The organism is Mycobacterium sp. NGS17 (assembly GCF_059813205.1).
This window is the reverse complement of the sequence record NZ_JCALED010000001.1, coordinates 25,491-48,233: the sequence shown is the minus strand read 5'-3', so window position 1 is coordinate 48,233 and position 22,743 is coordinate 25,491. Positions and strand designations below refer to the sequence as shown.

General features: G+C 67.0%; 26 protein-coding genes. 19 read left to right on the top strand and 7 right to left on the bottom strand.

The features are described from left to right. The first annotated feature begins 27 nt into the window (after positions 1-27). Positions 28-918, top strand: coding sequence for an alpha/beta fold hydrolase (locus tag AC5Y7E_RS00270; protein WP_499947092.1), 891 nt, complete (start codon positions 28-30; stop codon positions 916-918). 74 nt (positions 919-992) lie between these two features. On the opposite strand, the gene AC5Y7E_RS00265 is transcribed toward AC5Y7E_RS00270, so the two are convergent. Together AC5Y7E_RS00265 and AC5Y7E_RS00260 are read right to left on the bottom strand one after the other, a co-directional pair. Beyond that, a complete protein-coding gene (locus AC5Y7E_RS00265) occupies positions 993-1,205 on the bottom strand; it encodes a TOBE domain-containing protein (RefSeq protein ID WP_067834587.1) in 213 nt (70 codons plus the stop codon). Positions 1,206-1,311: 106 nt separating this feature from the next. Then, positions 1,312-1,929, bottom strand: coding sequence for a TetR/AcrR family transcriptional regulator (locus AC5Y7E_RS00260; protein ID WP_499947506.1), 618 nt, complete (start codon positions 1,927-1,929; stop codon positions 1,312-1,314). Positions 1,930-2,073: 144 nt separating this feature from the next. Between AC5Y7E_RS00260 and AC5Y7E_RS00255 the strand changes: the two genes are divergently transcribed. Beyond that, the gene (locus tag AC5Y7E_RS00255) at positions 2,074-3,393 is read left to right on the top strand and encodes a cytochrome P450 (protein ID WP_499917579.1); all 1,320 of its coding nucleotides are present in this window, start codon (positions 2,074-2,076) and stop codon (positions 3,391-3,393) included. A gap of 37 nt (positions 3,394-3,430) precedes the next feature. Here AC5Y7E_RS00255 and msrA read toward each other — a convergent pair whose 3' ends face one another. Beyond that, entirely contained in the window at positions 3,431-3,943 is a 513-nt protein-coding gene (gene msrA, locus AC5Y7E_RS00250) for a peptide-methionine (S)-S-oxide reductase MsrA (RefSeq protein WP_499917580.1), read from the bottom strand. 88 nt (positions 3,944-4,031) lie between these two features. Here msrA and AC5Y7E_RS00245 point away from each other — a divergent pair, with 88 nt between their 5' ends. The 4 genes from AC5Y7E_RS00245 (at position 4,032) to AC5Y7E_RS00230 (ending at position 6,890) form a co-directional block, all read left to right on the top strand. Further along, positions 4,032-4,538, top strand: a complete 507-nt coding sequence (locus tag AC5Y7E_RS00245; RefSeq protein ID WP_499917581.1) for a nuclear transport factor 2 family protein — start codon at positions 4,032-4,034, stop codon at positions 4,536-4,538. After that, positions 4,535-5,554: an NAD-dependent epimerase/dehydratase family protein gene (locus AC5Y7E_RS00240; RefSeq protein ID WP_499947091.1), complete on the top strand. Its 1,020-nt coding sequence runs from the start codon at positions 4,535-4,537 to the stop codon at positions 5,552-5,554. The genes AC5Y7E_RS00245 and AC5Y7E_RS00240 overlap by 4 nt, the downstream gene beginning before the upstream one ends. 112 nt (positions 5,555-5,666) lie before the next feature. Beyond that, positions 5,667-6,479, top strand: a complete 813-nt coding sequence (locus AC5Y7E_RS00235; RefSeq protein ID WP_499947505.1) for a class I SAM-dependent methyltransferase — start codon at positions 5,667-5,669, stop codon at positions 6,477-6,479. Between the two features lie 30 nt (positions 6,480-6,509). After that, on the top strand, positions 6,510-6,890 hold the full coding sequence (locus tag AC5Y7E_RS00230; protein WP_499947090.1) for a DUF427 domain-containing protein: 381 nt from the start codon (positions 6,510-6,512) through the stop codon (positions 6,888-6,890). Here AC5Y7E_RS00230 and AC5Y7E_RS00225 read toward each other — a convergent pair. Continuing rightward, positions 6,884-7,285 carry a nuclear transport factor 2 family protein gene (locus tag AC5Y7E_RS00225; RefSeq protein ID WP_499917584.1) on the bottom strand — a complete coding sequence of 134 codons (402 nt, stop codon included), beginning with the start codon at positions 7,283-7,285 and terminating at the stop codon, positions 6,884-6,886. The two genes, AC5Y7E_RS00230 and AC5Y7E_RS00225, sit on opposite strands and share 7 nt — an antisense overlap. Positions 7,286-7,345: 60 nt before the next feature. Between AC5Y7E_RS00225 and AC5Y7E_RS00220 the strand changes: the two genes are divergently transcribed. From AC5Y7E_RS00220 to AC5Y7E_RS00180, 9 genes are all read left to right on the top strand, one after another. Further along, complete coding sequence (locus AC5Y7E_RS00220) at positions 7,346-8,257, top strand: DNA-3-methyladenine glycosylase family protein (protein WP_499947089.1); 912 nt, start codon at positions 7,346-7,348, stop codon at positions 8,255-8,257. Positions 8,258-8,344: 87 nt separating this feature from the next. Continuing rightward, the gene (locus AC5Y7E_RS00215) at positions 8,345-8,893 is read left to right on the top strand and encodes a Dps family protein (protein ID WP_499947088.1); all 549 of its coding nucleotides are present in this window, start codon (positions 8,345-8,347) and stop codon (positions 8,891-8,893) included. Positions 8,894-9,028: 135 nt separating this feature from the next. Further along, positions 9,029-10,009 carry a pirin family protein gene (locus AC5Y7E_RS00210; RefSeq protein ID WP_499947087.1) on the top strand — a complete coding sequence of 327 codons (981 nt, stop codon included), beginning with the start codon at positions 9,029-9,031 and terminating at the stop codon, positions 10,007-10,009. Between the two features lie 2 nt (positions 10,010-10,011). Further along, on the top strand, positions 10,012-10,647 hold the full coding sequence (locus AC5Y7E_RS00205) for a TetR/AcrR family transcriptional regulator (RefSeq protein ID WP_499917588.1): 636 nt from the start codon (positions 10,012-10,014) through the stop codon (positions 10,645-10,647). A gap of 75 nt (positions 10,648-10,722) precedes the next feature. Further along, positions 10,723-11,664, top strand: coding sequence for a class I SAM-dependent methyltransferase (locus AC5Y7E_RS00200; protein WP_499947086.1), 942 nt, complete (start codon positions 10,723-10,725; stop codon positions 11,662-11,664). Between the two features lie 26 nt (positions 11,665-11,690). Then, entirely contained in the window at positions 11,691-12,632 is a 942-nt protein-coding gene (locus AC5Y7E_RS00195; RefSeq protein WP_499917590.1) for a class I SAM-dependent methyltransferase, read from the top strand. 112 nt (positions 12,633-12,744) lie between these two features. After that, positions 12,745-14,304 (top strand): LCP family protein, encoded by a 1,560-nt coding sequence (locus AC5Y7E_RS00190; RefSeq protein WP_499947085.1) that lies wholly within the window; start codon positions 12,745-12,747, stop codon positions 14,302-14,304. 161 nt (positions 14,305-14,465) lie between these two features. Continuing rightward, complete coding sequence (locus AC5Y7E_RS00185; protein WP_499947084.1) at positions 14,466-15,890, top strand: aldehyde dehydrogenase family protein; 1,425 nt, start codon at positions 14,466-14,468, stop codon at positions 15,888-15,890. Positions 15,891-15,951: 61 nt separating this feature from the next. Further along, entirely contained in the window at positions 15,952-16,815 is an 864-nt protein-coding gene (locus AC5Y7E_RS00180) for an SDR family oxidoreductase (RefSeq protein WP_499917593.1), read from the top strand. 15 nt (positions 16,816-16,830) lie between these two features. Here AC5Y7E_RS00180 and AC5Y7E_RS00175 read toward each other — a convergent pair whose 3' ends face one another. Beyond that, complete coding sequence (locus AC5Y7E_RS00175; protein ID WP_499917594.1) at positions 16,831-17,655, bottom strand: tyrosine-protein phosphatase; 825 nt, start codon at positions 17,653-17,655, stop codon at positions 16,831-16,833. After that, complete coding sequence (locus tag AC5Y7E_RS00170) at positions 17,652-18,869, bottom strand: acyl-CoA dehydrogenase family protein (protein ID WP_499917692.1); 1,218 nt, start codon at positions 18,867-18,869, stop codon at positions 17,652-17,654. The genes AC5Y7E_RS00175 and AC5Y7E_RS00170 overlap by 4 nt, the downstream gene beginning before the upstream one ends. A gap of 89 nt (positions 18,870-18,958) precedes the next feature. Between AC5Y7E_RS00170 and AC5Y7E_RS00165 the strand changes: the two genes are divergently transcribed. The 4 genes from AC5Y7E_RS00165 (at position 18,959) to AC5Y7E_RS00150 (ending at position 22,544) form a co-directional block, all read left to right on the top strand. Beyond that, positions 18,959-19,420, top strand: coding sequence for a nuclear transport factor 2 family protein (locus AC5Y7E_RS00165; protein WP_499917595.1), 462 nt, complete (start codon positions 18,959-18,961; stop codon positions 19,418-19,420). A 272-nt stretch (positions 19,421-19,692) separates the two neighbouring features. Next, positions 19,693-20,793 carry a Re/Si-specific NAD(P)(+) transhydrogenase subunit alpha gene (locus AC5Y7E_RS00160; RefSeq protein ID WP_499917596.1) on the top strand — a complete coding sequence of 367 codons (1,101 nt, stop codon included), beginning with the start codon at positions 19,693-19,695 and terminating at the stop codon, positions 20,791-20,793. Continuing rightward, on the top strand, positions 20,794-21,123 hold the full coding sequence (locus AC5Y7E_RS00155; RefSeq protein ID WP_007769289.1) for an NAD(P) transhydrogenase subunit alpha part 2: 330 nt from the start codon (positions 20,794-20,796) through the stop codon (positions 21,121-21,123). Next, positions 21,120-22,544: an NAD(P)(+) transhydrogenase (Re/Si-specific) subunit beta gene (locus AC5Y7E_RS00150; protein WP_499917597.1), complete on the top strand. Its 1,425-nt coding sequence runs from the start codon at positions 21,120-21,122 to the stop codon at positions 22,542-22,544. Before AC5Y7E_RS00155 ends, AC5Y7E_RS00150 begins: the two co-directional genes overlap by 4 nt. Positions 22,545-22,571: 27 nt before the next feature. Here the strand turns inward: AC5Y7E_RS00150 and AC5Y7E_RS00145 are convergent, their stop codons facing one another. Beyond that, positions 22,572-22,697: a hypothetical protein gene (locus AC5Y7E_RS00145; protein ID WP_499917598.1), complete on the bottom strand. Its 126-nt coding sequence runs from the start codon at positions 22,695-22,697 to the stop codon at positions 22,572-22,574. Positions 22,698-22,743 lie beyond the last annotated feature (46 nt).

Genomic DNA, 22,743 nt, shown 5'->3' with positions numbered 1-22,743 from the left:
CTTTCCGAGCCACTACGTTCTCAACTCATGGTCGCTATGCCGGCGCTGGACGGTGTCGAACACAGATACGTCGATCTGGGAGATGGCGTGACGATTCACGTCGCGGACGCCGGTCCGGCGAGCGGGCCGGCGGTGATGCTGGTACACGGCTTCCCGCAGAACTGGTGGGAATGGCACGAGCTGATCGGGCCGCTGGCCGCCGACGGCTACCGGGTGTTGTGTCCGGACCTGCGCGGCTCGGGCTGGAGTTCGGCGCCGCGCTCCAGCTACACCAAGGACGAGATGGCCGACGATCTGGCCGGGGTGCTGGATCGGTTGGGCGTCGCGACGGTCAAGCTGGTGGCCCACGACTGGGGTGGGCCGGTCGCGTTCATCATGATGCTGCGTCATCCGGAAAGGGTGACCGGGTTTTTCGGGGTGAATACCGTTGCGCCGTGGGTGAAGCCGGGTCTGGCGACGCTGCGTAACATCTGGCGGTTCTGGTATCAGATCCCGATCATGCTGCCGGTCGTCGGGCCGCGGGTGATCAGCGATCCCAACTCCCGGTTCGTCCGGATGCTCGGGTCATGGGTCGGCGGTGGTTTCACCCTGCCCGACGATGACATCCGCCTGTACCTCGAATGCATGCAACAGCCCGGCCACGCCGAGGCCGGCTCACGCTGGTATCGCAGCTTCCAGACCAAAGAGATGCGGAAATGGATGCGCGGCGAATACAACCACGCCCGCGTCGACGTCCCGGTTTGCTGGCTGACGGGCACCAATGATCCGGTGATCACGCCCGACCTCACCGACGGATATGCCGATCGGATCAACGATTTCGAGGTCGAACTGGTCGACGGCGTGGGCCACTGGATCGTCGACCAAAGGCCCGACCTCGTCCTGGACCGGGTTCGCACATTTCTGCGCCACGAAACTTAAACTGCAGCGCCGGTTTTCGGCGTGTCGTGTGCGTGACGTAAGTGTCGTGGCGCGCCGAGTGTACGCGCGGGATGCTAGTCGACGCCGATGGTGACTTCAGTCGACTTGATGAACACGGTGGCCGGCTGTCCGACCTTGAGTCCGAGGTCGGTGGCGGCGTCCTTGGTGACCGACGACGTGACAACCTGATCGCCGCCGTCCAGCGTGACCTTCACAACGGCCATCACGGTGCCGAGTTCGACCTCGGTGATGGTTCCCCTGAGCTGGTTTCGGGTCGAGAGCCGCATCGCAGGATCCTCCATGTCGGGACGGGTGGGGTCTGCGCTGAGCTTAGCCCCGCCGGGCCGGCGCCAGAATGGCTTGCCACGCATTCCTTTACGGGAACGTACGGACCTAATGCCGCGGGCCGAGCAGGGCTACGGACGCATCGACGGCGGGTTCCACGATTCCTCGGACCGGCTTTCCGTCCTCGACCGCAAGTGCGGTCAGCTCCCGCAGGCCGCCCAGCAGTATCACGGCCAATGGCGCGGTCAGCGGAGGCAGCTTTGCACGCCGGAACCCCGGACTGGCGCTGAGGTCGATCAACAGGCTGGTCAGCAACTGCAGCCCGCGCCGCTGGACCGGTCGCGCGGCGGCCCCCAGCGAGGGCAATTCACGGATCCAGCTCAACGTGATGGCGGGGCGCGCCTCGATGTATCCGACATACGCCTCGACCGCATCGCGGATCTGCACATGCCAATCGGCCTCGGGATCGACCGACGCCGTGATTTTCGCGCCGAGTTTCTCGATGTCGACGGCCAGTAACTCGAGGAAGCACTCTTCCTTCCCGGCGAAGTGGTCGTAGAACGTGCGCTTGGACGTGCGAGCGTGGCGGACCACATCTGCGACCGTGCTCGCGCGGTAGCCGCGCTCGGTGATCGACGTGGCCAGACCGTCGAGCAGTCGTTGCCGAAACGGATCCGGCCCGGCGGGTGCGTCGCCTGCGACCGCGTCGGCGGCAGTCGCTGTCACCGTTGGTGTCACGCGGGTGCCCCCTTTCGGTGGATGCGGCACCTTGTCAGGCCTGGTACATCAGAGTACCGTACAAGGAACGCGCTGCGGTACATCGCCGTACCAGCCCCGTCGCCGGGGCAGATGTTGGGAGACGCCATCGTCATGAGCCACCAAGTCGCCGCCCCGCCGGCCGCCGTCAACCTGCCTCCGGCGGTCCGGATCCCCAAGGTGCTTCAGGGCCTTGGGTTTTCGATGTCGCGGCGCTGGATGATCCAACGGCTGGCGCGCCGCCACGGCGATGTATTCACGCTCAACCTGCCGATGTACGGGCGGGTCATCGCCGTCGGCGACCCGCAGTTGGCCAAGCAGATCTTCACGACGAGCCCCGACGAGCTCGGCAACATCCAGCCCAATCTGGGCAGGCTGTTCGGCACCGGTTCGGTCTTCGCGCTCGAGGGCGACGAACATCGCCGACGGCGCCGGCTGCTGGCGCCGCCGTTCCACGGCAAGAGCATGAAGAAGTACGAAAGCATCATCGAAGAAGAGACGCTGCGCGAAATCGCCGACTGGCCACAAGGCAGCCCATTTCCCACGCTGCCGCCGATGATGCGGATCACGCTGAACGCCATTCTGCGCGCGGTTTTCGGAGCGGAAGGCGCCGAGCTCGACGAGCTGCGCCGGCTCATTCCGCCGTGGGTCACCCTGGGATCGCGACTCGCGTCGGTGCCGATGCCCAAACGCCAATTCGGCAGGTACAGCCCGTGGGGACGGCTGGCCGAATGGCGCCGCCGGTACGACAAGGTCATCGACAAGCTGATCGACGACGAGCGGGCCGACTCGCACTTCGCCGAGCGGACCGACGTCCTGGCGATGCTGCTGCGCACCACCTACGAAGACGGTTCGGCCATGTCACGCAAGGACATTGGCGACGAGCTGCTCACCTTGCTGGCGGCCGGACACGAAACCACCGCATCCACGCTGGGCTGGGCGTTCGAACGGATAAGCCGGCACCCCGACCTGCTGAAGGCGCTCGTCGAAGAGGCCGACAACGGCGGCAGCGAGCTGCGTCAGGCCACGATTTTGGAGGTGCAGCGAGCCAGGACGGTGATCGACCTCGCCGGTCGCCACGTCTATCCCGAGACCTTCCAGCTTGGCGAATGGGTGATTCCGCGTGGCGATTCGATCATCGTCGGAATCGGGCAGATTCACAGCAACCCCGACGTGTTCCCCGATCCGGACCGTTTCGACCCGCACCGCTTCCTCGGGACCAAGCCGTCGGCCTTGTCGTGGATCCCATTCGGTGGCGGGACGCGCCGCTGTGTGGGGGCGGCGTTTGCGAACATGGAGATGGACGTGGTGCTTCGAACGGTGTTGCGCCGCTTGACTGTTGAGACGACAGATGCGCCCGACGAAGGCTGGCACTGCCGCGGGGTCGCGTTCACCCCGAAGGCCGGCGGCCGAATTGTGGTGCGCCGGCGCTGATCTCGGCGCGGGCAGTGCGGCCGGGAGCCCAGCGTCGCTACTTCTCCGCGGTCGCCCGGCGCGGCAGCTTCCAGCCCGGGCGGATGAAGTGGCAGGTGTATCCGTTGGGATAGTGCTGCAGGTAGTCCTGGTGCTCGGGCTCGGCTTCCCAGAAGTCGCCGGCGGGGCTGACCTCGGTCACCACCTTGCCGGGCCACAGCCCCGACGCCTCGACGTCGGCGATGGTGTCCAGCGCGATCCGCTTCTGGTCCTCGTCGAGATAGAAGATGGCCGAGCGGTAACTGGTGCCCCGGTCGTTGCCCTGCCGGTCTTTCGTTGTCGGATCGTGGATCTGGAAGAAGAACTCCAGCATCGTGCGGTAGTCGGTGACCGCCGGGTCGTACACGATCTCGATGGCTTCGGCGTGCGTGCCGTGGTTGCGGTAGGTCGCATTCGGGACGTCGCCGCCGGTGTAACCGACCCGGGTCGAAACCACGCCCGGCTGCTTGCGGATCAGTTCCTGCATCCCCCAGAAGCAGCCGCCGGCGAGAATCGCTTTCTGGTTGGTCATCCTTCGTCCTCCATAACCGGCCAGCCCTCGGATAGGAACAAAAGCCAGGCTACACTCCGCCGATGAGCTGCAACGGTGCCGCGAAATCATGAGCATGCCCGAGTTCTCCCGTAGCGAACTGGCCGCCGCCTTCGAGAAATTCGAAGCGACCGTCGATGCGGCGGCGCGATCACACGACTGGGATGCCTGGGTCCAGCACTACACACCCGACGTCGTGTACATCGAACACGCGGCGGGCACCATGCACGGCCGCGACGAGGTTCGTGAGTGGATCAGCCGAACGATGGGCAGCTTTCCAGGCAGCCACATGGTCGCGTTCCCGTCGCTGTGGTCGGTGATCGACGAACCCACGGGGCGCATCATCATGGAACTCGACAACCCGATGCGCGATCCCGGGGACGGGACGGTCATCGGCGCGACGAACATCTCGATCATCACCTACGCCGGCGATGGCCTGTGGCGCCAGCAGGAAGACATCTACAACCCGCTGCGCTTCGTGCAGGCCACGTTGAAGTGGTGCCGCAAGGCACACGAGCTCGGCACCCTCGACGAGGCCGGCGCGCAATTCATGGAGCAATACGGAGGCGCCCGATGAGCACCAAGCCCAAACTCGTCATCGGCGCCAACGGTTTTCTGGGTTCACACGTCACGCGCCAGCTGGTCGCCGACGGCCACGAGGTGCGGGCCATGGTGCGCGAGGGCGCCAACACCCGGTCCATCGACGACCTCGAGCTCACCCGGCTCCACGGCGACGTCTTCGACACCGCCGTGCTGCGGGAGGCGATGCAGGGTGTCGACGACGTCTATTACTGCGTCGTGGACACCCGCGCCTGGCTGCGCGACACCTCGCCGCTGTTTCGCACCAACGTCGAAGGGCTGCGCAGCGTCCTCGAGGTGGCCGTCACGCAACCCGAACTGCGCCGGTTCGTCTTCACCAGCACCTACGCGACCGTCGGGCGGCGGCGCGGGCACGTCGCGACCGAAGAGGACATCATCGACACCCGGGGGGTATCGGACTACGTCCGGTCCCGGGTCCAGGCCGAGAACCTGTTGCTGCGCTACGTGGCCGATTTCGGGCTGCCCGCGGTGGCGATGTGCGTGTCGACGACATACGGCAGCGGTGACTGGGGCCGCACCCCGCACGGCGCGTTCATCGCCGGCGCGGTCTTCGGCAAGCTGCCCTTCACGATGGCGGGCATCCAGCTGGAAGCCGTCGGCGTCACCGACGCCGCCCGGGCCATGATCCTGGCCTCCGAACACGGGCGCATCGGCGAGCGGTACCTGATCTCGGAGCGGATGATCGCGCTGACAGAGGTGGTCCGCATCGCGGCCGACGAGGCCGGCATGCGCGCGCCGCGTCGCTCCATCTCCGTCCCGATGCTGTACGCGCTCGGCGCGCTGGGCGACCTGCGGGCCCGCTTCACCGGAAAGGACGCCGAGCTGAGCCTCGCGTCGGTGCGCATGATGCGTGCCGAGGCGCCCGTCGACCACAGCAAGGCCGTCCGCGAATTGGGCTGGCAGCCGCGCCCGGTCGAGGAATCCATCCGCGAGGCGGCCCGGTTCTGGGCGGCGATGCGAAATGCCAAGAGCCGGAGCACGACTCCCGGCTGAACACCACGCCGGCCGCTGTTCAGGACGCGGCGCGGCTCCGAAAGTGGGACTAGCCTCGGGCGCTGTGACTACCGCGCGAGTGCCTGTCGATCTCACCGGCGCGCCCCAGACCATGTTGGCGACGTTCTACGCGAAGGCGCTCGATGCCGACTTCGAAAAACCGATCCTGGGCGATCGCTACGCGAAGGAGATCGTCGAGCGCATCGACTACGACTGGAAGAAAACCACCATCACACCGCGGCGGGCACCGTCGGTCACCACCCGGTCGGCGCACTTCGATGAGTGGACACGCAAATTCCTTGCCGCGCACCCGCGTTCGATCGTGCTGCACGTAGGCTGCGGGCTCGACAGCCGGTTTTTCCGCCTGGGGCCGGGCCCGGACGTCGAATGGTACGACGTGGATTACCCCGAGGTCGTGGCCCTGCGCACCCAGCTCTATCCCGGCCGCGATCACTATCGCGTCATTGCCGCCTCGGTCACCGACCCGGGATGGCTGGCTGAAATTCCCGCCGACCGTCCCGCCCTGCTGATCGGGGAGGGGCTGACGATGTACCTCACCCGGCAGGACGGCACCGCGCTGCTGCACCGGGTGGTCGACCGGTTCGGTTCGGGCGAGCTGCAATTCGACGCGTTCAATTGGCTCGGGATCAAGTCGCAGTGGCTCAACACCGTGGTGCGACGGTCGGGGTCGACGCTGCGCTGGGCGATCAACGGGCCCGACGACATCGTCGATAGCGTGCCAGGGGTGCGGCTGCTGGCCTGGGAACGGTGGTTCGAGTCGTACACCTTCGCGCAGTTGCCCCGCTCATCGCGAGCCTTGGGCAAGACCATGTCGCTGTTTCCCGCGCTGGCGAACATGGCGCAATACCACCGCTACGCATTTGGTCCGGCCGGACGGGAAGAGCTGCCCACGGACGCGCGTTGAACCCCGATAGCCGTCTAAGGAGGAACCACCATGGCCCACCCGGAAATCAAAGAACCCAACGCGGGGCACCCGATCACCATCGAGCCGACCAACGGACGGGTTCAGGTGCGCGTCAACGGTGAGCTGGTCGCCGACACCACCGCGGCACTGGAATTACGCGAAGCCACTTTGCCTGCCGTGCAATACATTCCGATCGCCGACGTGGTGCAGGATCGGCTCACCCGGACCGACACCACCACTTATTGCCCCTTCAAGGGCGACGCGAGCTACTACAGCGTGACCACCTCGGCCGGTGAGACGGTCGACGACGTGATTTGGACGTACGAGCAGCCGTATCCGGCGGTCGCGGCGATCGCCGGACATGTGGCGTTCTACCCCACCAAGGCCGACATCACCGTCTTGGCTCAGTAGGGGATCCACCCGGGAAGGGCGGTCGCGACCGCGCGCGTGTCGCTGTACAGACGCATGGAGACGATCAGCCCGTCGCGGGTGTCGAAGATGCATACGAACGGGCTGTCGAACTCGAGGCCGTCGGAGGTGGTGCCGGTGGCCTGCGCCTCCACCACCACCGTCTCTCCCTCGTTGACGCAGCGCACCAGGTCGATGATCAGCTCGAGGTCTTTCTTGCGTTCCTCGATCGCCCGCCGAAACGTGGCCTTGTCACAGGAAGTGCGCGTGTAGAGGGTCCAGTACGTGAAGTCGTCGCTGAGCAGCGCGAAACCCTCGTCCAGATCGCCGTCATCGCTGACCGTCTGCAAGAACATCCAAGCCAGTTCGCCCTGCGGGTCATCGAACGGCGTCATCACAACGCAATATTGACTTGGACCGCAGCGAACGGTCAATCAGGGCAGTCGGAGAATCATCACGTGAACAGCACGCGCACGGTCGTGTTTCCGGGGCCCGTCAGCTTCGGACACACGTTGGCGCCCCTGCGCCGCGGTCGCGGTGATCCGTGCTTCCGATCTCCCGGCGACGGCTCGATCTGGCGCACCAGCTTGCTGCCCAGCGGATCCGTCACGGCCCGGATCACTCGCGTCGCGCCCAATGCCGCGCAGGGCGAGGCGTGGGGGAGTGGGGCGCGGGAATTCGTCGAAATGCTGCCCGCCCTGCTGGGTCTCGATGACGACGACTCGGACTTCGTGCCGAAACATCCGACGGTAGCGGCTGCGCACCAACGGGTTCCGCACTTGCGCCTGGGCCGCACCGGGCTGGTGCTGGAGGCCCTGATTCCTGCGATCATCGAGCAGCGGGTGCCGGGCGCCGATGCGTTTCGCTCGTGGCGGGTGCTGGTGACCAAGTACGGCACACCCGCGCCGGGACCGGCGCCGGCGGGGATGCGCGTCATGCCACCGGCGCAAGTATGGCGGCACATCCCGTCTTGGGAGTTTCATCGCGCCAACGTCGACCCGCGGCGGGCGCAGACCGTGGTGGCCTGCGCGCGCCGGGCTCCCTCGCTGGAACGGTTGGTGTCGCGGCCGGCGGTGCAGGCGCGTGAGGCGTTGATGTCGCTGCCGGGGGTGGGGGAGTGGACCGCCGCCGAGACCGCACAACGCGCCTTCGGCGACGCCGACGCCGTTTCGGTGGGCGACTACCACATTCCCAAAATGATCGGCTGGACCTTGCTGGGCCGGCCCGTCGACGACGCCGGCATGCTCGAGCTGCTCGCGCCGATGCGACCCCACCGCCAGCGGGTGGTCCGGCTGCTCGAAGCCAGTGGACTGGCGTACGAACCCCGCCGCGGCCCGCGGCTGCCGGTGCAGCAAATCCACTCGCTTTGATCCGTAGCGTTTTTCAGCGCGGCCATCGGGTACCCACCAGTGCAAGTAGCTGTGTGCGAACCATGGAAGGAAGCTAGGAAATAAGCGATGACTCAGTTCACAATTCCGGGATTGACCGATAAGCAGGCGGCGCGCCTCACCGAACTGCTGCAGAAGCAACTGAGCACCTACAACGATCTTCATCTGACGCTGAAGCACATTCACTGGAACGTGGTTGGCCCGAACTTCATCGGCGTGCACGAGATGATCGACCCGCAGGTGGATGCGGTGCGTGGGTTTGCCGACGATGTCGCCGAACGCATTGCGGCCCTTGGCGCTTCGCCGCGGGGGACGCCCGGTGCCATCATCAAGGATCGGTCGTGGGACGACTACTCGGTCGGTCGAGACACGGTACAGGCGCATCTGGCCGCGCTGGACCTCGTCTACACCGGTGTCATCGAGGACATTCGGCAATACATCGACGAGACGGACGAACTCGACCAGGTGACCCAGGATCTGCTGATCGGTCAGGCCGGGCAGTTGGAGAAGTTCCAATGGTTCGTCCGGGCGCACCTGGAAAGCGCCGGCGGGGAGCTGGCGCACCAGGGTAAGAGCACCGAGAAGGATGCCGCAAGCAGCGCCCGTGGCAAATCCTGAAAATAAGCCCAGACTTCACACATTCGCCCCGGCGCTTCGGCGCCGGGGCGAAGTGCATGCGCCCGAGCGCACCTCCTCCGGAATAAGTGGACCCTAGTCCGGTTATATAGGGCATCCACGATATGAGGAGGCCAGATGCCCGCAGTCACGGCTAACACGCTGACGTTGCCACGAGTCAGCGGTCCCGGCCCCGCCGACACCGGGCGGCCGGTTCGATCGATCACCACCGGCCCACGCGGCTACGAGGGCGAGGGCTTTCCGGTCGTGCGCGCGTTCGCGGGGGTCAGCAGCGCGGCGCTCGACCCGTTCGTGCACATGGACCAGATGGGCGAGGTCGAATACCAGCCGGGGGAGCCACGGGGTACCGACTGGCATCCGCACCGCGGCTTCGAAACCGTGACCTACATGCTCGACGGGAAGTTCGCGCACCAGGACTCCCACGGCGGTGGCGGCCTGATCGCCGACGGCGCGACGCAGTGGATGACGGCAGGCTCGGGCATCCTGCACATCGAGACGCCACCCGCCGAGCTGGTAGACAGCGGGGGCCTCTTCCACGGCGTCCAGCTCTGGGTGAACCTGCCGAAGAAAGACAAGTTCGCACCCCCGCGGTACCAGTCGATCGAAGGCGGCGACGCCGCGTTGCTGGCATCCGACGACGGCGGAGCGCTGATCCGCATCATCGCCGGCGAGATCGACGGCCACCGGGGCCCCGGCGTCACCCACACGCCGATCACCCTCGCGCACGCGACGATCGAGAACGGGGCACGGCTCGACATCCCGTGGCGGCGCGACTTCAACGCCCTGGTCTATGTGCTGTCCGGCAGCGGGTACGTCGGCCCGGTCGCACATCCGATCCACCAGGGGCAGTTAGCGGTCCTGGGACCGGGCGATCGGATCACGGTGGGGGCCCAGCGGGCCGCGGATTCGAGCCGGACGGCCATTGATTTGCTGCTTCTGGGCGGGCAGCCGATTCGCGAGCCGGTATTCCACTACGGGCCTTTCGTAATGAACACTCGCTCGGAATTGATCGAGGCGCTCGAGGACTACCAGGCCGGGAAGTTTGGCAGCATTCCGCCAAATGCGCTAATGCCGCACCACGGCGGTGGCACACTTTAGCAATGCTTCCACGGGGGACTCGCCGGCCGGGGCGTCCGCCCGCCGCGAAGGCCGACGAGACTCGGCAACGAATCATCCAAGCTGCTCGTTTGGTGTTCAGCGAGCGTGGCTACGACGGCGCGACGTTCCAGGCCATCGCCGCGCGCGCCGATCTCACCCGCCCTGCGATCAACCATTACTTCTCGAGCAAACGCGCGCTTTACCGCGAAGTGCTGGTAGACACCAACGAATCCGTCATCGGGGCCGGCATCAAACAGGCTGAACGCGAAACCACCCTGGCGGCTCAGTTGACGGCATTCATCGCCGAAGCGACGAGAGCCAATTCGAAGAACCCGGCCGGATCCGCTTTTTTAGTCACGGGCGTACTGGAATCGCAACGCCATCCGGATTTGGTCGGAAGCGACGATGATTCCGTTCGACTTGCCCGATCTTTTCTCCTGGGCGTCATAAACGACGCGATCGAGCGAGGCGAAATCATCGCCGGCATCGAAGCGTCGGCACTGACCGAGGCGCTGCTGGTGCTGGTCTGCGGGGTCGGTCTCTATGCCGGCTATATCGAGAGCCCCGAGCACCTGTTGGCGCTGGTCGGCGTGATGCGCCAGCTGCTGGAGGGCGCGCTGCAGCAGCCAGAGGCTTAGCGCTGCCCCGCGTTCAGTGAAGTTGCGCACAAAGCGTATAGGCTAACTAACTTATCCCGGTACCATGGCCGGGATATGACTGATCTGGATGCCTCGCCGCCGCCTTCCGTACGGTCTGCCGGCGACAGCTGGACCATTACCGAACTCGTCGGCGCCACCGCGTTGGGCGTCGCCGCGTCGCGCGCGGCGGAAACCGCCGGACCCGATCCGCTGATCCGCGACGACTTCGCGCGACTGTTGGTGGCGTCGGCCGGTCCGGCGTGGGCGCGGCTGGCCGACCCGGACCTCGCCTGGCTCGACGGTGACGAGCACGGACAGCGCTCACATCGGTGCGGCATCGACTACCAGGCCGTGCGCACTCACTTCTTCGACCGGTACTTCGCGGACGCCGCCGGAGCCGGGATCCGGCAGGTGGTGATCCTGGCCGCCGGGCTCGACTCCAGGGCCTACCGGTTGAATTGGCCGGCCGGCACCACGGTCTACGAGATCGACCAGCCCCAGGTGCTGCAATACAAGGCCGACATCCTGCAGCAGCACGGCGCCGTGCCATCCGCTATCCGGCATCCGGTCCCGGTGGACCTCCGTGACGATTGGCCCGCGGCCCTGACCTCGGCCGGGTTCGACCCCACCCGCCCCACCGCGTGGCTGGCCGAAGGGCTGCTCCCGTACCTGCCCAGCGACGCCCAGGACCGGCTCTTCGAGATGGTCACCGCCCTCAGCGCGCCGGACAGCCAGATCGCGATCGAGATGTTCGGCCTGAACTCCCGGAGCAACTCGCAGCGCTGGCTGCGGATGCGCGACCGGCTCGGTTTGGATGTCAATGTCCAGGCGCTGTCCTACCACGAGCCGGACCGATCCGACGCCGCCGTGTGGCTGGCCGACCACGGCTGGCACGTGCACAGCGTGAGCAACCGCGACGAGATGGCCCGGCTGGGCCGTCCGGTACCCGACGACCTGACTGATGAAGCGGTCCGCAGCACGTTGGTGCGGGCGCGTCTCGGCAAGCCCACCGCCTGACCACGGATCCAGCAAGGAGCACCGCCATGAGTTCACTGCGCACCCACGACGACACCTGGGACATCAAGAGCAGCGTCGGCACCACCGCGGTCATGGTGGCCGCCGCCCGGGCGATCGAAACCGAGCAGCCCGACGCGCTCATCCGCGACCCCTACGCCCGGCTGCTCGTCAACAACGCCGGCGCCGAGGTGTTGTGGGAGGCCATGCTCGACCCGGAGGTGGTGGCCAAGATCGAGGCCATCGACGAAGAATCCGCCGCGCGCATGCAGCACATGCGCGGCTACCAGGCGGTCCGGACGCACTTCTTCGACGCATACTTCGCCGACGCCGTCGCCGCCGGGATTCGGCAGGTGGTGATCCTCGCGTCCGGGCTGGACTCGCGGGCGTACCGTCTCGACTGGCCGGCCGGCACCACGGTTTACGAGATCGACCAGCCCGAGGTCCTGGGCTACAAGACCACCACGCTGGCCGAGAGCGGCGCCAAGCCGTCCGCCGATCGCCGCGAGGTGGCGATCGACCTGCGGGAGGACTGGCCGGCCGCGCTGCGCGCCGCCGGCTTCGACCCGGCCCAGCCGACCGCCTGGCTGGCCGAGGGATTGCTGATGTACCTGCCCGCCGAGGCGCAGGACAAGTTGTTCACCCAGATCGGCGAGCTGAGCCCGGCGGGCAGCCGCGTCTCGGCCGAAACCGCACCCATGCACGCCGAGGAGCGGCGCCAGCAGATGCGGGAACGGTTCAAGAAGGTGGCCGAGCAACTCGGCCTGGAGGAGACCGTCGACGTCGGCGAGCTGATGTACCGCGACGAGCACCGCGCGAACCTCGCCGACTGGCTCAACGAAAACGGCTGGCGCGCAACGGCGCAGAACTCGATCGACGAGATGCACCGCCTGGGCCGCGGGGTCCAGAGCTCCGAGGTGGACGAGGACCGGGACGCGTTCTCCGATTTCGTGATCGCCGAGCGGCTCTAAACGGCGCGGCGTCGTTGCGCCTGACAGCGTAGGTCCCTCGCACGTTCACCGTTGGCTCGCGGCTGCGGTTACCGGGAATTCGCCTGGTCATCGGGGACAATGGTCACTCATTATGGGCAGCGGCGGATCCGACCAATCGCAGCGCTGGGTGCTGCGAAAGGCTCGGTTGGTCGCCGCCACCGCTTCGGCGTTCGTGATGGCGATCACCGGCATGGGGTGGACGGGTTATCACACCGCCCTCGGCAAAATCATCATTTCGCACGCCCTGCCGAACGCGGCGAAGACGCTGGACGGCAACCAGAACATTCTGCTGATGGGTCTGGACAGCCGGCTGGACCAGAACGGCAAGCCCCTGCCCCAGGAGATCTACGAGGCTCTGCACGCGGGTGACGAAAGTTCGGGTGGCTACAATGCCAATGTCCTTATCGTCGTGCATATTTCGGACGGCGACGGGCCGGTCACCGCGATATCGATTCCGCGCGACGACTACGCGGAGCTACCGGGCTGCCCCGGGTCGGTCTGCGCCGGAAAGATCAAGCAGGCATACGGGCTGGCCTACCAGCAGTCGCTGAATTCGCAGGCCGCCGGGAGTTCGGGTGGGGCGGGCGCCAACAACTTGACGGCTCGCGAGCAGACCGCCCGCGAGGCCGGCCGCAAGGCTGAAATCGACGCCGTCAAAGACTTTCTGGGCGTCTCGGTCGATCATTTCGTCGAGGTCACACTCGGCGCCTTCTTCCAGATCGCCAAGGCCGTCGAGCCGATCACCGTCTGCCTCAACGCCGATACGCGGGACAGCTATTCGGGCGCCGACTTCCACCAGGGGGTGCAGCGCATCGATGCCGCGGACGCGATGGCCTTCGTGCGGCAGCGGCGCGACGAAAACGACGGATCCTTCACCGATTTCGACCGCACGCGGCGACAGCAGGCGTTCCTGGTGTCGTTGGTCGAGGCGGCCCGTAGGGGCGGTGCGCTGTCCAGCGTGAGCGGGCTGCGCAAACTGCTGCAGGTGGCCCGCGACAACGTCGCCGTCGACGACGGGCTGGACATCATGGAATTCGCCTCCCGCGCATCGCAATTGAGCGAGCGTCCGCTGTCGCTCTACACCCTGCCGATCGCCGGCTTCGGCAAGGACGCCAACGGATCCGACATCAATCAGGTCGATCTTCCGACCATCCGGCGCATCGTCAACGAGCGCTTCATGTCGGATACGCCGGCCGCGCTCGAGGCCGCAGCACCGGACACCCAGCCACCGCCGGCCGAACCCGCGATTCTCGACGTCGTCAACGCCACCTCACGCGACGGGCTCGCGGGCGCCATCGAGGAGGCCTTCACCGGCCGCGGCTTCACCCGCGGTAGCGCCACGACCGCGGCGGTCCCGGCCGACGACAGCATCATCGAATACGGCGCCGGGGCCGATCGGGCCGCGCAGGCCCTGGCCGATCAACTGCACGTGCCGGTGACGGCCAACGACACCGTGGCCGCGGGCACGGTGCGCCTGACCGTGGGAACGCAGTTTCCCGCCGGCGACTACCTCGCCCACCCCGGCGCAACGGCCGACCCGTCGGGGTCCGGGCGGGTGAGTGCCGTCGCCGCCACCGGCACCGGCGACCGGGCCCCGGCGCCGACCGACCTCAGCCAGATGACCGCGGCGAACGTCCCCTGCGTGAAGTGACCGCAGCCGCGATCGCGCCCGCGGGCCTGGGTTCTCAGACGTCCTGACCCGGCGAGACCGGGTTGGCCGGATCCTTCCTACTGCTCTCCCAACCAGATGGTTAGTATCGCGGTTATCACCGATGAGCGGCCGCCGCAGCGGGACTCTGCTCGGGAAGGACAATGATGACCACCGAATCGGTTGCATCGAAGACCTCCGCATCCAATGGGACGGCTCAGCCCGCCGACGTCCCGGCGACGGTCGCCAAACTCCGCAGGACCTTCGCCACCGGGCGTACCCGCGACATCGAATGGCGCAAGCGCCAGCTGCTACAGCTGGCGAAGCTGATGGAAGAGAACGAGGGCGCCATCGCTTCGGCCCTCGCCGAAGACCTGGACCGCAGCCCCTTCGAGGCCTTCATCGCCGACATCGCGACGACCGCCGGCGAGGCGAAGTACGCGGCGAAGAAGGTTCGGCGCTGGACGAAGCGCAAATACCAGTTGCTCGAGGTGCCGCAGCTGCCGGGCCGCGGCTGGATCGAATACGAGCCCTACGGGACGGTGTTGATCATCGGAGCCTGGAACTACCCCTTCTACCTGACGCTGGGTCCGGCGGTCGGCGCGATCGCCGCCGGGAACGCCGTCATCCTCAAGCCCTCGGAGATCGCCGCGGCGTCGGCACACGTGATGGCCGACTTGGTGCCGAAGTATCTCGACAACGACGCCATCGCCGTGGTCGAGGGCGACGGCGCGACGAGCCAGGAGCTCATCGCGCAAGGCCTGGATCGCGTCCTGTTCACCGGCGGCACCGAGATCGGTCGCAAGGTCTACGAGGGCGCGGCCCCGCACCTGACCCCCTGCACCCTGGAACTCGGCGGCAAGAGCCCGGTGATCGTCGCGGCGGACGCCGACGTGGAGGTGGCGGCCAAGCGGATCGCCTGGATGAAACTGCTCAACGCCGGACAGACCTGTGTCGCACCGGATTACGTGTTGGCGGACGCCACGATCCGCGACGAGCTGGTCAACAAGATCGGCGCCGCCATCACCAAGTTCACCGCCGACAAGCCCGACGGCATGCGGATCGTCAACCAGCGGCAGTTCGACCGGATCAGCAGCTACCTGTCCGGTGACGACGGCAAGGTCGTCGTCGGCGGCAAGTGCGACGCGTCGAGCCTGCGCATCCAGCCGGCCGTCGTGGTGGACCCCGATCCGGACGGCCCGCTGATGCAGAACGAGATCTTCGGGCCGGTGCTGCCGGTGGTCACCGTCCAAAACCTGGACGACGCAATCCGTTTCATCAACTCGCGGCCCAAGCCCCTCTCGGCGTACCTGTTCACCAAGACGCGCGAGACTCGCGAGCGGGTGATCAAGGAGGTGCCCGCCGGCGGAATGTTGGTCAACCACCTCGCCTTCCAGGTGTCGACGGCCAAGCTGCCGTTCGGTGGCGTCGGCGCATCGGGAATGGGTGCCTACCACGGCAAGTTCGGTTTCGAGGAATTCAGCCACCGCAAGTCGGTGCTGACCAAGCCGACCCGCCCCGACCTGTCGAGCTTCATCTACCCGCCCTACACCGACCGCGCCATGAAGATGGCCCGCCGGATGTTCTAGGGATCGTTTTCCCGCACGAAATCACTTGCTTGACACAACTTTTCATACGGAGAGGAAACCTATGCCTGGAGTGCAGGATCGCGTCATCATCGTCACCGGAGCCGGTGGAGGACTGGGCCGTGACTACGCCCTGACCCTCGCCAAGGAGGGCGCCAGCGTTGTCGTCAACGACCTCGGCGGCTCGCGCGACGGCACCGGCGCCGGCCACAACATGGCCGACGATGTGGTCAAGGAGATCAAGGACGCCGGCGGGCGGGCGGTCGCCAACTACGACAGCGTCGCCGAGTCCGAGGGCGCCGAGAACATCGTCAAGACCGCGCTCGACGAATTCGGCGCCGTGCACGGCGTGGTCAGCAACGCCGGCATCCTGCGCGACGGCACCTTCCACAAGATGTCCTTCGAGAACTGGGACGCCGTGCTCAAGGTGCACCTCTACGGCGGTTACAACGTCATCCGCGCCGCATGGCCGCACTTCCGTGAGCAGAGCTACGGCCGCGTGGTCGTCGCCACCTCCACCAGCGGGCTGTTCGGCAACTTCGGCCAAACCAACTACGGCGCCGCCAAACTCGGCCTGGTCGGCTTGATCAACAGCCTGGCTCTGGAGGGTGCGAAGTACAACATCCACGCCAACGCGGTCGCCCCGATCGCGGCGACCCGGATGACCGAAGACATCCTTCCCAAGGAGGTTCTCGAGAAGCTGACCCCCGAGTACGTCGCCCCGGTGGTGGCCTATCTGTGCACCGAGGAAAACCCCAACAGCGCATCGGTTTTCGTGGTCGGTGGCGGCAAGGTGCAGCGCGTCGCGCTGTTCCAGAACCAGGGCGTCAACTACGACAAGCCACCGTCGGTGGAGGACATCGCCTCACGGTGGGGCGAGATCACCGATCTGTCCGCGGCGAAGCAGGCCGACTTCAAGCTGGGGTAAGCACCGGCCTGCGACTCAGGCCAGCAGCTCTGCGCGGAGCCGGTCCACCTCGTTTTCGGTGACGCCGGCTTCGCGTAGATACGCCTGCAGCGACCCGAACTCCCGATCGATGGCGTGGCGCGCGGCGTCCAGATACTCCGGACGTACGCCGAGGACCCCGTCGGCCAGCCTCGCCTTGGTGAACGTGACCACCTCTGGGGTCAATTCGACGTCGGACCGTTTCTGGATCATCTCGTAGATGTGGTCGCGCAGCTGGGGCACCGCGGCGTTGCTGCGCAGATAGTCGGCGACGATGGTGTCGCGATCGATGTCGAGCACCTCCAGCACCGTGGCGATCACGAAGCCGGTGCGGTCCTTGCCCGCGAAGCAGTGCGTGAGCACCGAACGCCCGGCGGCCAGCATCGAGAAGACTTGCCGCACAGCGCGTTGCGCCCCGCTGCGGGTCGGAAAGTGCCGGTACTCGTCGACCATGTGCCGGATCGCGGCCTCGTTGACCTCTTCGTCGGACTGGCTCGGGTCGCCCTCGAACAGGCGCCGAAACGCGGTCTCGTGCGGCGCGTCGTCGTCGCTGGGCTGATCGTCGCCGAGATCGGGCAGGGGGAGCCGGTGGATTTCGACGCCGTCGGGAACCAACCCCGGGCCGCGCCGCGCGACTTCCTGATTCGCGCGCAGATCCGCGACGTCGGTGATGCCCAACTCGCTCAGGGTGGCGCGGCCCCGGTCGTCGAGGCGGCTCAGCTCACCGGACCGGAACAGCCGCCCGGGCCGCAGCGCGGGTGTGCCGTCGGCGACATCGCGAAAATTCCACGCGCCCGACAGTTCCCGCAACGCCTCAGTCATTCGCGGGTCACCGCCGCGGCGAACGCGGACTGCTCGCGGCCGATCTCGCTGCGCGCGATGGTGCGCATGTGCACCTCGTCGGGCCCGTCGAAGATCCGCATGGCGCGGTGCCAGCCGTACAGGCGGGCCAGCACCGTGTCGTCGCTGACGCCCGCGGCGCCGTGCACCTGGATCGCGCGGTCGATGACGTCGCACGCCACCTGCGGCGCCACCGCCTTGATCTGCGAAACCAGTAGATGGGCGGCCTTGTTGCCGTGCTGGTCGATGGTCCACGCCGCCTTCTCGCAGAGCAGCCTGGACTGGTCGATCTCGTTGCGCGACTTGGCGATTGCCTGCTGCACCAGACCCTGGTCGGCCAGGGGGCGGCCGAAGGCGACGCGGCTGTTCGCGCGGTGCACCATCAGCGCCAGCGCACGTTCGGCAGCGCCGAGAGCGCGCATGCAGTGGTGGATGCGGCCGGGCCCCAGCCGGGCCTGGGCGATGGCGAAGCCGCCGCCCTCCTCGCCGAGCAGGTTGGTGGCCGGCACCCGGACGTTGTCGTAGATGATTTCGCAGTGCCCGTGCTGGTCCTGCCAGCCGAACACCGACGTGGAGCGCACCACCGTCACGCCGGGGGTGTCCATCGGCACCAGCACCATCGACTGCTGCTGGTGGCTCGCGGCCTCCGGGTTGGTGCGGCCCATCACGATCAGGATCTTGCAGCGCGGGTCGGCCGCGCCCGAGGTCCACCACTTGCGCCCGTTGATGACGTAGTCGGCGCCGTCGCGCACGATGGCCGTCTGGATGTTGCGGGCATCGCTGCTGGCGACCGCAGGCTCGGTCATCGAGAAGGCGCTGCGGATCTCGCCGGCCAGCAGCGGCTCCAGCCACTGCTTGCGCTGCTCCTCGGTGGCGAACAGGTGCAAGGTCTCCATGTTCCCGGTGTCCGGCGCCGCGCAATTGACCGCCTCGGGGGCAAGCTCCATGCTCCAGCCGGTCAGCTCGGCCAGCGGGGCGTATTCAAGGTTGGTCAACCCCGATTCGGCCGGCAGGAACAGGTTCCACAGGCCGCGCTCCTTGGCCTTGACTTTGAGGTCCTCGATGACGGGCGGGACCGTGTGATCGCGCGGGCCGGCTTCTTCGCGGTATTTGTCGTACTCGGCCTCGGCCGGAAAGACGTACTCGGTCATGAAGTCGGACAGTCGCTTGTGGTAGTCGCTGGCTTTGGCCGACATCGCGAAGTCCATGCCCGTCACGATAGGACACGTGTCGAGTCGCCGCGTTTCCGGTCGTCAGCCCGCCCGCGGGGCGGCACGATGGAGGCATGAGTGAAGCCCGCCCGCCGTTCCCGCCGTTCACCCGGGAGACCGCGATTCACAAGGTGCAGGCGGCCGAGGACGCGTGGAACACCCGCGATCCGCAACGCGTCAGCATGGCCTACACGGTCGATTCGCAATGGCGCAATCGCGGCGAACGCGTCGTGGGCCGCGACGAGATCGTTGCGTTTCTGACCCGCAAGTGGCAGCGCGAGCTCGACTACTCGCTACGCAAGAGCCTCTGGGACTTTCACGACAACCGCATCGCGGTGCGGTTCCAATACGAGTGCCACGACCAGTCCGGCCAGTGGTACCGCAGCTACGGCAACGAGCTGTGGGAGTTCACCGAGTCCGGACTGATGGCGCGCCGCGAAGCCAGCATCAACGACGTGCCGATCGACGAATCGCAGCGGCGCTACTTCGGGCCCCGGCCGGAATCAGAGCACGGTCACGACATCCCGCTGTGGTAGCGGCCGGGCGGAGGAGCGCGCAACCGCATTCGGCGCAACAACCGCGTCTTGTGACCTCACAACGGCGCGGGCGCTACTGCATCGCCTCCCGGCGGCGAAGCATCGACCGGAGGGTCGATCGCCGGCGGCCGGGGTATCCGGCCTCGGGTGGCCCGGAGCCGATCACACGTCCACGGTGAAACCTGGTTAAGGTAGCGAAGCGCGCGGCCGAGCCAGCGCCACGCCCATCGGCAGGACAGTACGGAAAAGTACGGAAAGTAGATGTACGCGCCATGACAAATGCGCAGACGACGGTAGGGGTGGTCGCCGAGTCCGGCGCCGACGAGCGGCGGGTGGCGCTGGTGCCGAAGGCGGTCGCGTCGTTGGTGGGCACTGGCGTCGCGGTGGTGGTCGAATCCGGTGCCGGCGAACGGGCCCTGTTGCCCGACGCCCTCTACACCGAGGCGGGGGCCAGCATCGGGGATGCCTGGGCCGCCGACGTGGTGGTCAAGGTCGCACCGCCGACCCAGGCCGAGGTCGCCAAGCTGCGCAGCGGCCAGACGCTGATCGGCTTCCTCGCGCCGCGCAACGCCGAGAACTCCATCGGGGCCCTGAAGCGGGCCGGCGTTCAGGCATTCGCACTCGAGGCCATTCCCCGGATCTCCCGGGCCCAGGCGATGGACGCGCTGTCCTCGCAGGGCAACGTGGCCGGCTACAAGGCCGTCCTGCTGGCGGCGTCGGAGTCGACCCGGTTCTTCCCGATGCTGACGACGGCGGCCGGCACCGTGAAGCCCGCCACCGTGCTGGTGCTCGGCGTGGGCGTGGCCGGGCTGCAGGCGCTGGCGACGGCCAAGCGGCTGGGCGCGCGCACCACCGGGTACGACGTGCGGCCCGAGGTGGCCGACCAGGTGCGCTCGGTGGGTGCGCAGTGGCTCGACATCGGCATCGACGCGGCGGGTGAGGGCGGCTACGCCCGTGAGCTCACCGACGAGGAGCGCGCCCAGCAGCAGAAAGCCCTGGAAAAGGCGATCAGCGGATTCGACGTCGTGATCACCACGGCGCTGGTCCCGGGGCGCCCGGCGCCGCGCCTGGTCACCGCCGCGGCGGTGGAAGCGATGAAACCCGGCAGCGTCGTGGTGGACCTGGCCGGAGAGACCGGAGGCAACTGCGAGCTCACCGAGCCAGGGCAGACGGTCGTCAAGCACGACGTCACCATCGCCTCGCCCCTGAACCTGCCGGCGACCATGCCCGAGCACGCCAGCGAGCTCTACAGCAAGAACATCACCGCCCTGCTGGACCTGCTGCTCACCGACGGCAAGCTGGCGCCGGACTTCGACGACGAAGTGGTCGCGGACTCGTGTGTGACCCGCGACCAAGGACAGAAGGATTCCTAGATGTACGACGAACTGTTGGCCAACCTGGCGATCCTGGTGCTGTCCGGGTTCGTCGGGTTCGCGGTCATTTCCAAGGTGCCCAACACGCTGCACACCCCGCTGATGTCGGGCACCAACGCGATCCACGGCATCGTGGTGCTGGGCGCGCTGGTGGTGTTCGGCTCGGTCGAGCACCCCTCGCTGGCGGTGCAGATCATCCTGTTCGTCGCCGTCGTGTTCGGCACGCTGAACGTCATCGGCGGGTTCATCGTCACCGACCGGATGCTGGGCATGTTCAAGGGCAAGAAGAAACCCCTGCCCGCAGCCAGTGAGGAGCCGGCCGCCAAATGAACTACTTGGTCATCGGCCTGTACATCATTTCGTTCGCCCTTTTCATCTACGGCCTGATGGGCCTGACCGGACCCAAGACGGCGGTGCGGGGCAACCTGATCGCCGCGGTGGGTATGGCGCTGGCGGTGGCGGCGACGCTGATCAAGATCCGCCACACCGACCAGTGGGTGCTGATCATCGCCGGCCTCGTGGTGGGCGTCGTGCTCGGCGTCCCGCCGGCCCGCTACACCAAGATGACGGCCATGCCGCAGCTGGTGGCGTTCTTCAACGGCGTCGGCGGTGGCACGGTCGCTTTGATCGCGCTCTCGGAATTCATTGAGACCAGCGGCTTTTCGGCCTTCCAGCACGGCGAGTCGCCGACCGTGCACATCGTGGTGGCGTCGTTGTTCGCCGCGATCATCGGCTCGATCTCGTTTTGGGGATCGATCATCGCGTTCGGCAAGCTGCAGGAGATCATCTCCGGATCGCCGATCGGCTTCGGCAGGGCGCAACAGCCGATCAACCTGCTGCTGCTGGCCGCCGCCGTGGCCGCCGCGGTGGTGATCGGACTGCACGCCCATCCCGGCAGCGGCGGGGCGGCGCTGTGGTGGATGATCGGGCTGCTGGCCGCCGCCGGCGTGCTCGGCCTGATGGTGGTGCTGCCCATCGGCGGCGCCGACATGCCCGTGGTCATCTCGCTGCTGAACGCGATGACCGGGCTCTCGGCCGCGGCCGCGGGACTGGCGCTGAACAACACCGCGATGATCGTGGCCGGCATGATCGTCGGCGCGTCGGGTTCGATCCTGACCAACCTGATGGCCAAGGCCATGAACCGATCCATCCCGGCGATCGTCGCGGGTGGCTTCGGCGGTGGCGGCGTCGCCCCCAGCGGCGGCGACGGCGGCGACAAGACCGTCAAGGCCACCTCGGCCGCCGACGCTGCGATCCAGATGGCCTATGCCAACCAGGTGATCGTGGTGCCCGGCTACGGGCTGGCCGTCGCGCAGGCCCAGCACGCCGTCAAGGACATGGCGGCGCTGCTGGAAGACAAGGGCGTCGAGGTGAAGTACGCGATCCACCCGGTGGCGGGCCGAATGCCCGGGCACATGAACGTGTTGCTGGCCGAGGCCGAGGTCGACTACGACGCCATGAAGGACATGGACGACATCAACGACGAATTCTCTCGCACCGACGTCGCGATCGTCATCGGCGCCAACGACGTCACCAACCCGGCGGCCCGCAACGACGCGTCCAGCCCGATCTACGGCATGCCGATTCTCAACGTGGACAAGGCCAAATCGGTGATTGTGCTCAAACGGTCGATGAACTCCGGCTTCGCCGGCATCGACAACCCGCTGTTCTACGGCGAGGGCACCAGCATGCTGTTCGGCGACGCGAAGAAATCGGTGACCGAGGTCGCCGAGGAACTCAAGGCGCTGTAACGACTCAGGCGCGTCTGCGCTGGGCGTTTAGACGGGCGGGTAGGCCGGCGGCGGGTATCCGTTTCCGTCGACCACCCCGCGCAGACCCCAGGGGACGTAGCGGAGGAAAAACTCGATCTCGTCGCTTGCGTCGTAATCCGGATTCGGATCCATCGTCCCCACCTCTCGAATCATCGCGTTCGATGGGCAGTCTAGTCGC

Coding starts and splice junctions, on each gene's coding strand:
- AC5Y7E_RS00270 (WP_499947092.1), top strand. CDS start 28: ATGGTCGCTATGCCGGCGCTGGACGGTGTCGAACACAGATACGTCGAT.
- AC5Y7E_RS00265 (WP_067834587.1), bottom strand. CDS start 1,205: ATGCGGCTCTCGACCCGAAACCAGCTCAGGGGAACCATCACCGAGGTC.
- AC5Y7E_RS00255 (WP_499917579.1), top strand. CDS start 2,074: ATGAGCCACCAAGTCGCCGCCCCGCCGGCCGCCGTCAACCTGCCTCCG.
- msrA (WP_499917580.1), bottom strand. CDS start 3,943: ATGACCAACCAGAAAGCGATTCTCGCCGGCGGCTGCTTCTGGGGGATG.
- AC5Y7E_RS00245 (WP_499917581.1), top strand. CDS start 4,032: ATGAGCATGCCCGAGTTCTCCCGTAGCGAACTGGCCGCCGCCTTCGAG.
- AC5Y7E_RS00240 (WP_499947091.1), top strand. CDS start 4,535: ATGAGCACCAAGCCCAAACTCGTCATCGGCGCCAACGGTTTTCTGGGT.
- AC5Y7E_RS00235 (WP_499947505.1), top strand. CDS start 5,667: ATGTTGGCGACGTTCTACGCGAAGGCGCTCGATGCCGACTTCGAAAAA.
- AC5Y7E_RS00230 (WP_499947090.1), top strand. CDS start 6,510: ATGGCCCACCCGGAAATCAAAGAACCCAACGCGGGGCACCCGATCACC.
- AC5Y7E_RS00215 (WP_499947088.1), top strand. CDS start 8,345: ATGACTCAGTTCACAATTCCGGGATTGACCGATAAGCAGGCGGCGCGC.
- AC5Y7E_RS00210 (WP_499947087.1), top strand. CDS start 9,029: ATGCCCGCAGTCACGGCTAACACGCTGACGTTGCCACGAGTCAGCGGT.
- AC5Y7E_RS00205 (WP_499917588.1), top strand. CDS start 10,012: ATGCTTCCACGGGGGACTCGCCGGCCGGGGCGTCCGCCCGCCGCGAAG.
- AC5Y7E_RS00200 (WP_499947086.1), top strand. CDS start 10,723: ATGACTGATCTGGATGCCTCGCCGCCGCCTTCCGTACGGTCTGCCGGC.
- AC5Y7E_RS00195 (WP_499917590.1), top strand. CDS start 11,691: ATGAGTTCACTGCGCACCCACGACGACACCTGGGACATCAAGAGCAGC.
- AC5Y7E_RS00190 (WP_499947085.1), top strand. CDS start 12,745: ATGGGCAGCGGCGGATCCGACCAATCGCAGCGCTGGGTGCTGCGAAAG.
- AC5Y7E_RS00185 (WP_499947084.1), top strand. CDS start 14,466: ATGATGACCACCGAATCGGTTGCATCGAAGACCTCCGCATCCAATGGG.
- AC5Y7E_RS00180 (WP_499917593.1), top strand. CDS start 15,952: ATGCCTGGAGTGCAGGATCGCGTCATCATCGTCACCGGAGCCGGTGGA.
- AC5Y7E_RS00175 (WP_499917594.1), bottom strand. CDS start 17,655: ATGACTGAGGCGTTGCGGGAACTGTCGGGCGCGTGGAATTTTCGCGAT.
- AC5Y7E_RS00170 (WP_499917692.1), bottom strand. CDS start 18,869: ATGTCGGCCAAAGCCAGCGACTACCACAAGCGACTGTCCGACTTCATG.
- AC5Y7E_RS00165 (WP_499917595.1), top strand. CDS start 18,959: ATGAGTGAAGCCCGCCCGCCGTTCCCGCCGTTCACCCGGGAGACCGCG.
- AC5Y7E_RS00160 (WP_499917596.1), top strand. CDS start 19,693: ATGACAAATGCGCAGACGACGGTAGGGGTGGTCGCCGAGTCCGGCGCC.
- AC5Y7E_RS00155 (WP_007769289.1), top strand. CDS start 20,794: ATGTACGACGAACTGTTGGCCAACCTGGCGATCCTGGTGCTGTCCGGG.
- AC5Y7E_RS00150 (WP_499917597.1), top strand. CDS start 21,120: ATGAACTACTTGGTCATCGGCCTGTACATCATTTCGTTCGCCCTTTTC.
- AC5Y7E_RS00145 (WP_499917598.1), bottom strand. CDS start 22,697: ATGGATCCGAATCCGGATTACGACGCAAGCGACGAGATCGAGTTTTTC.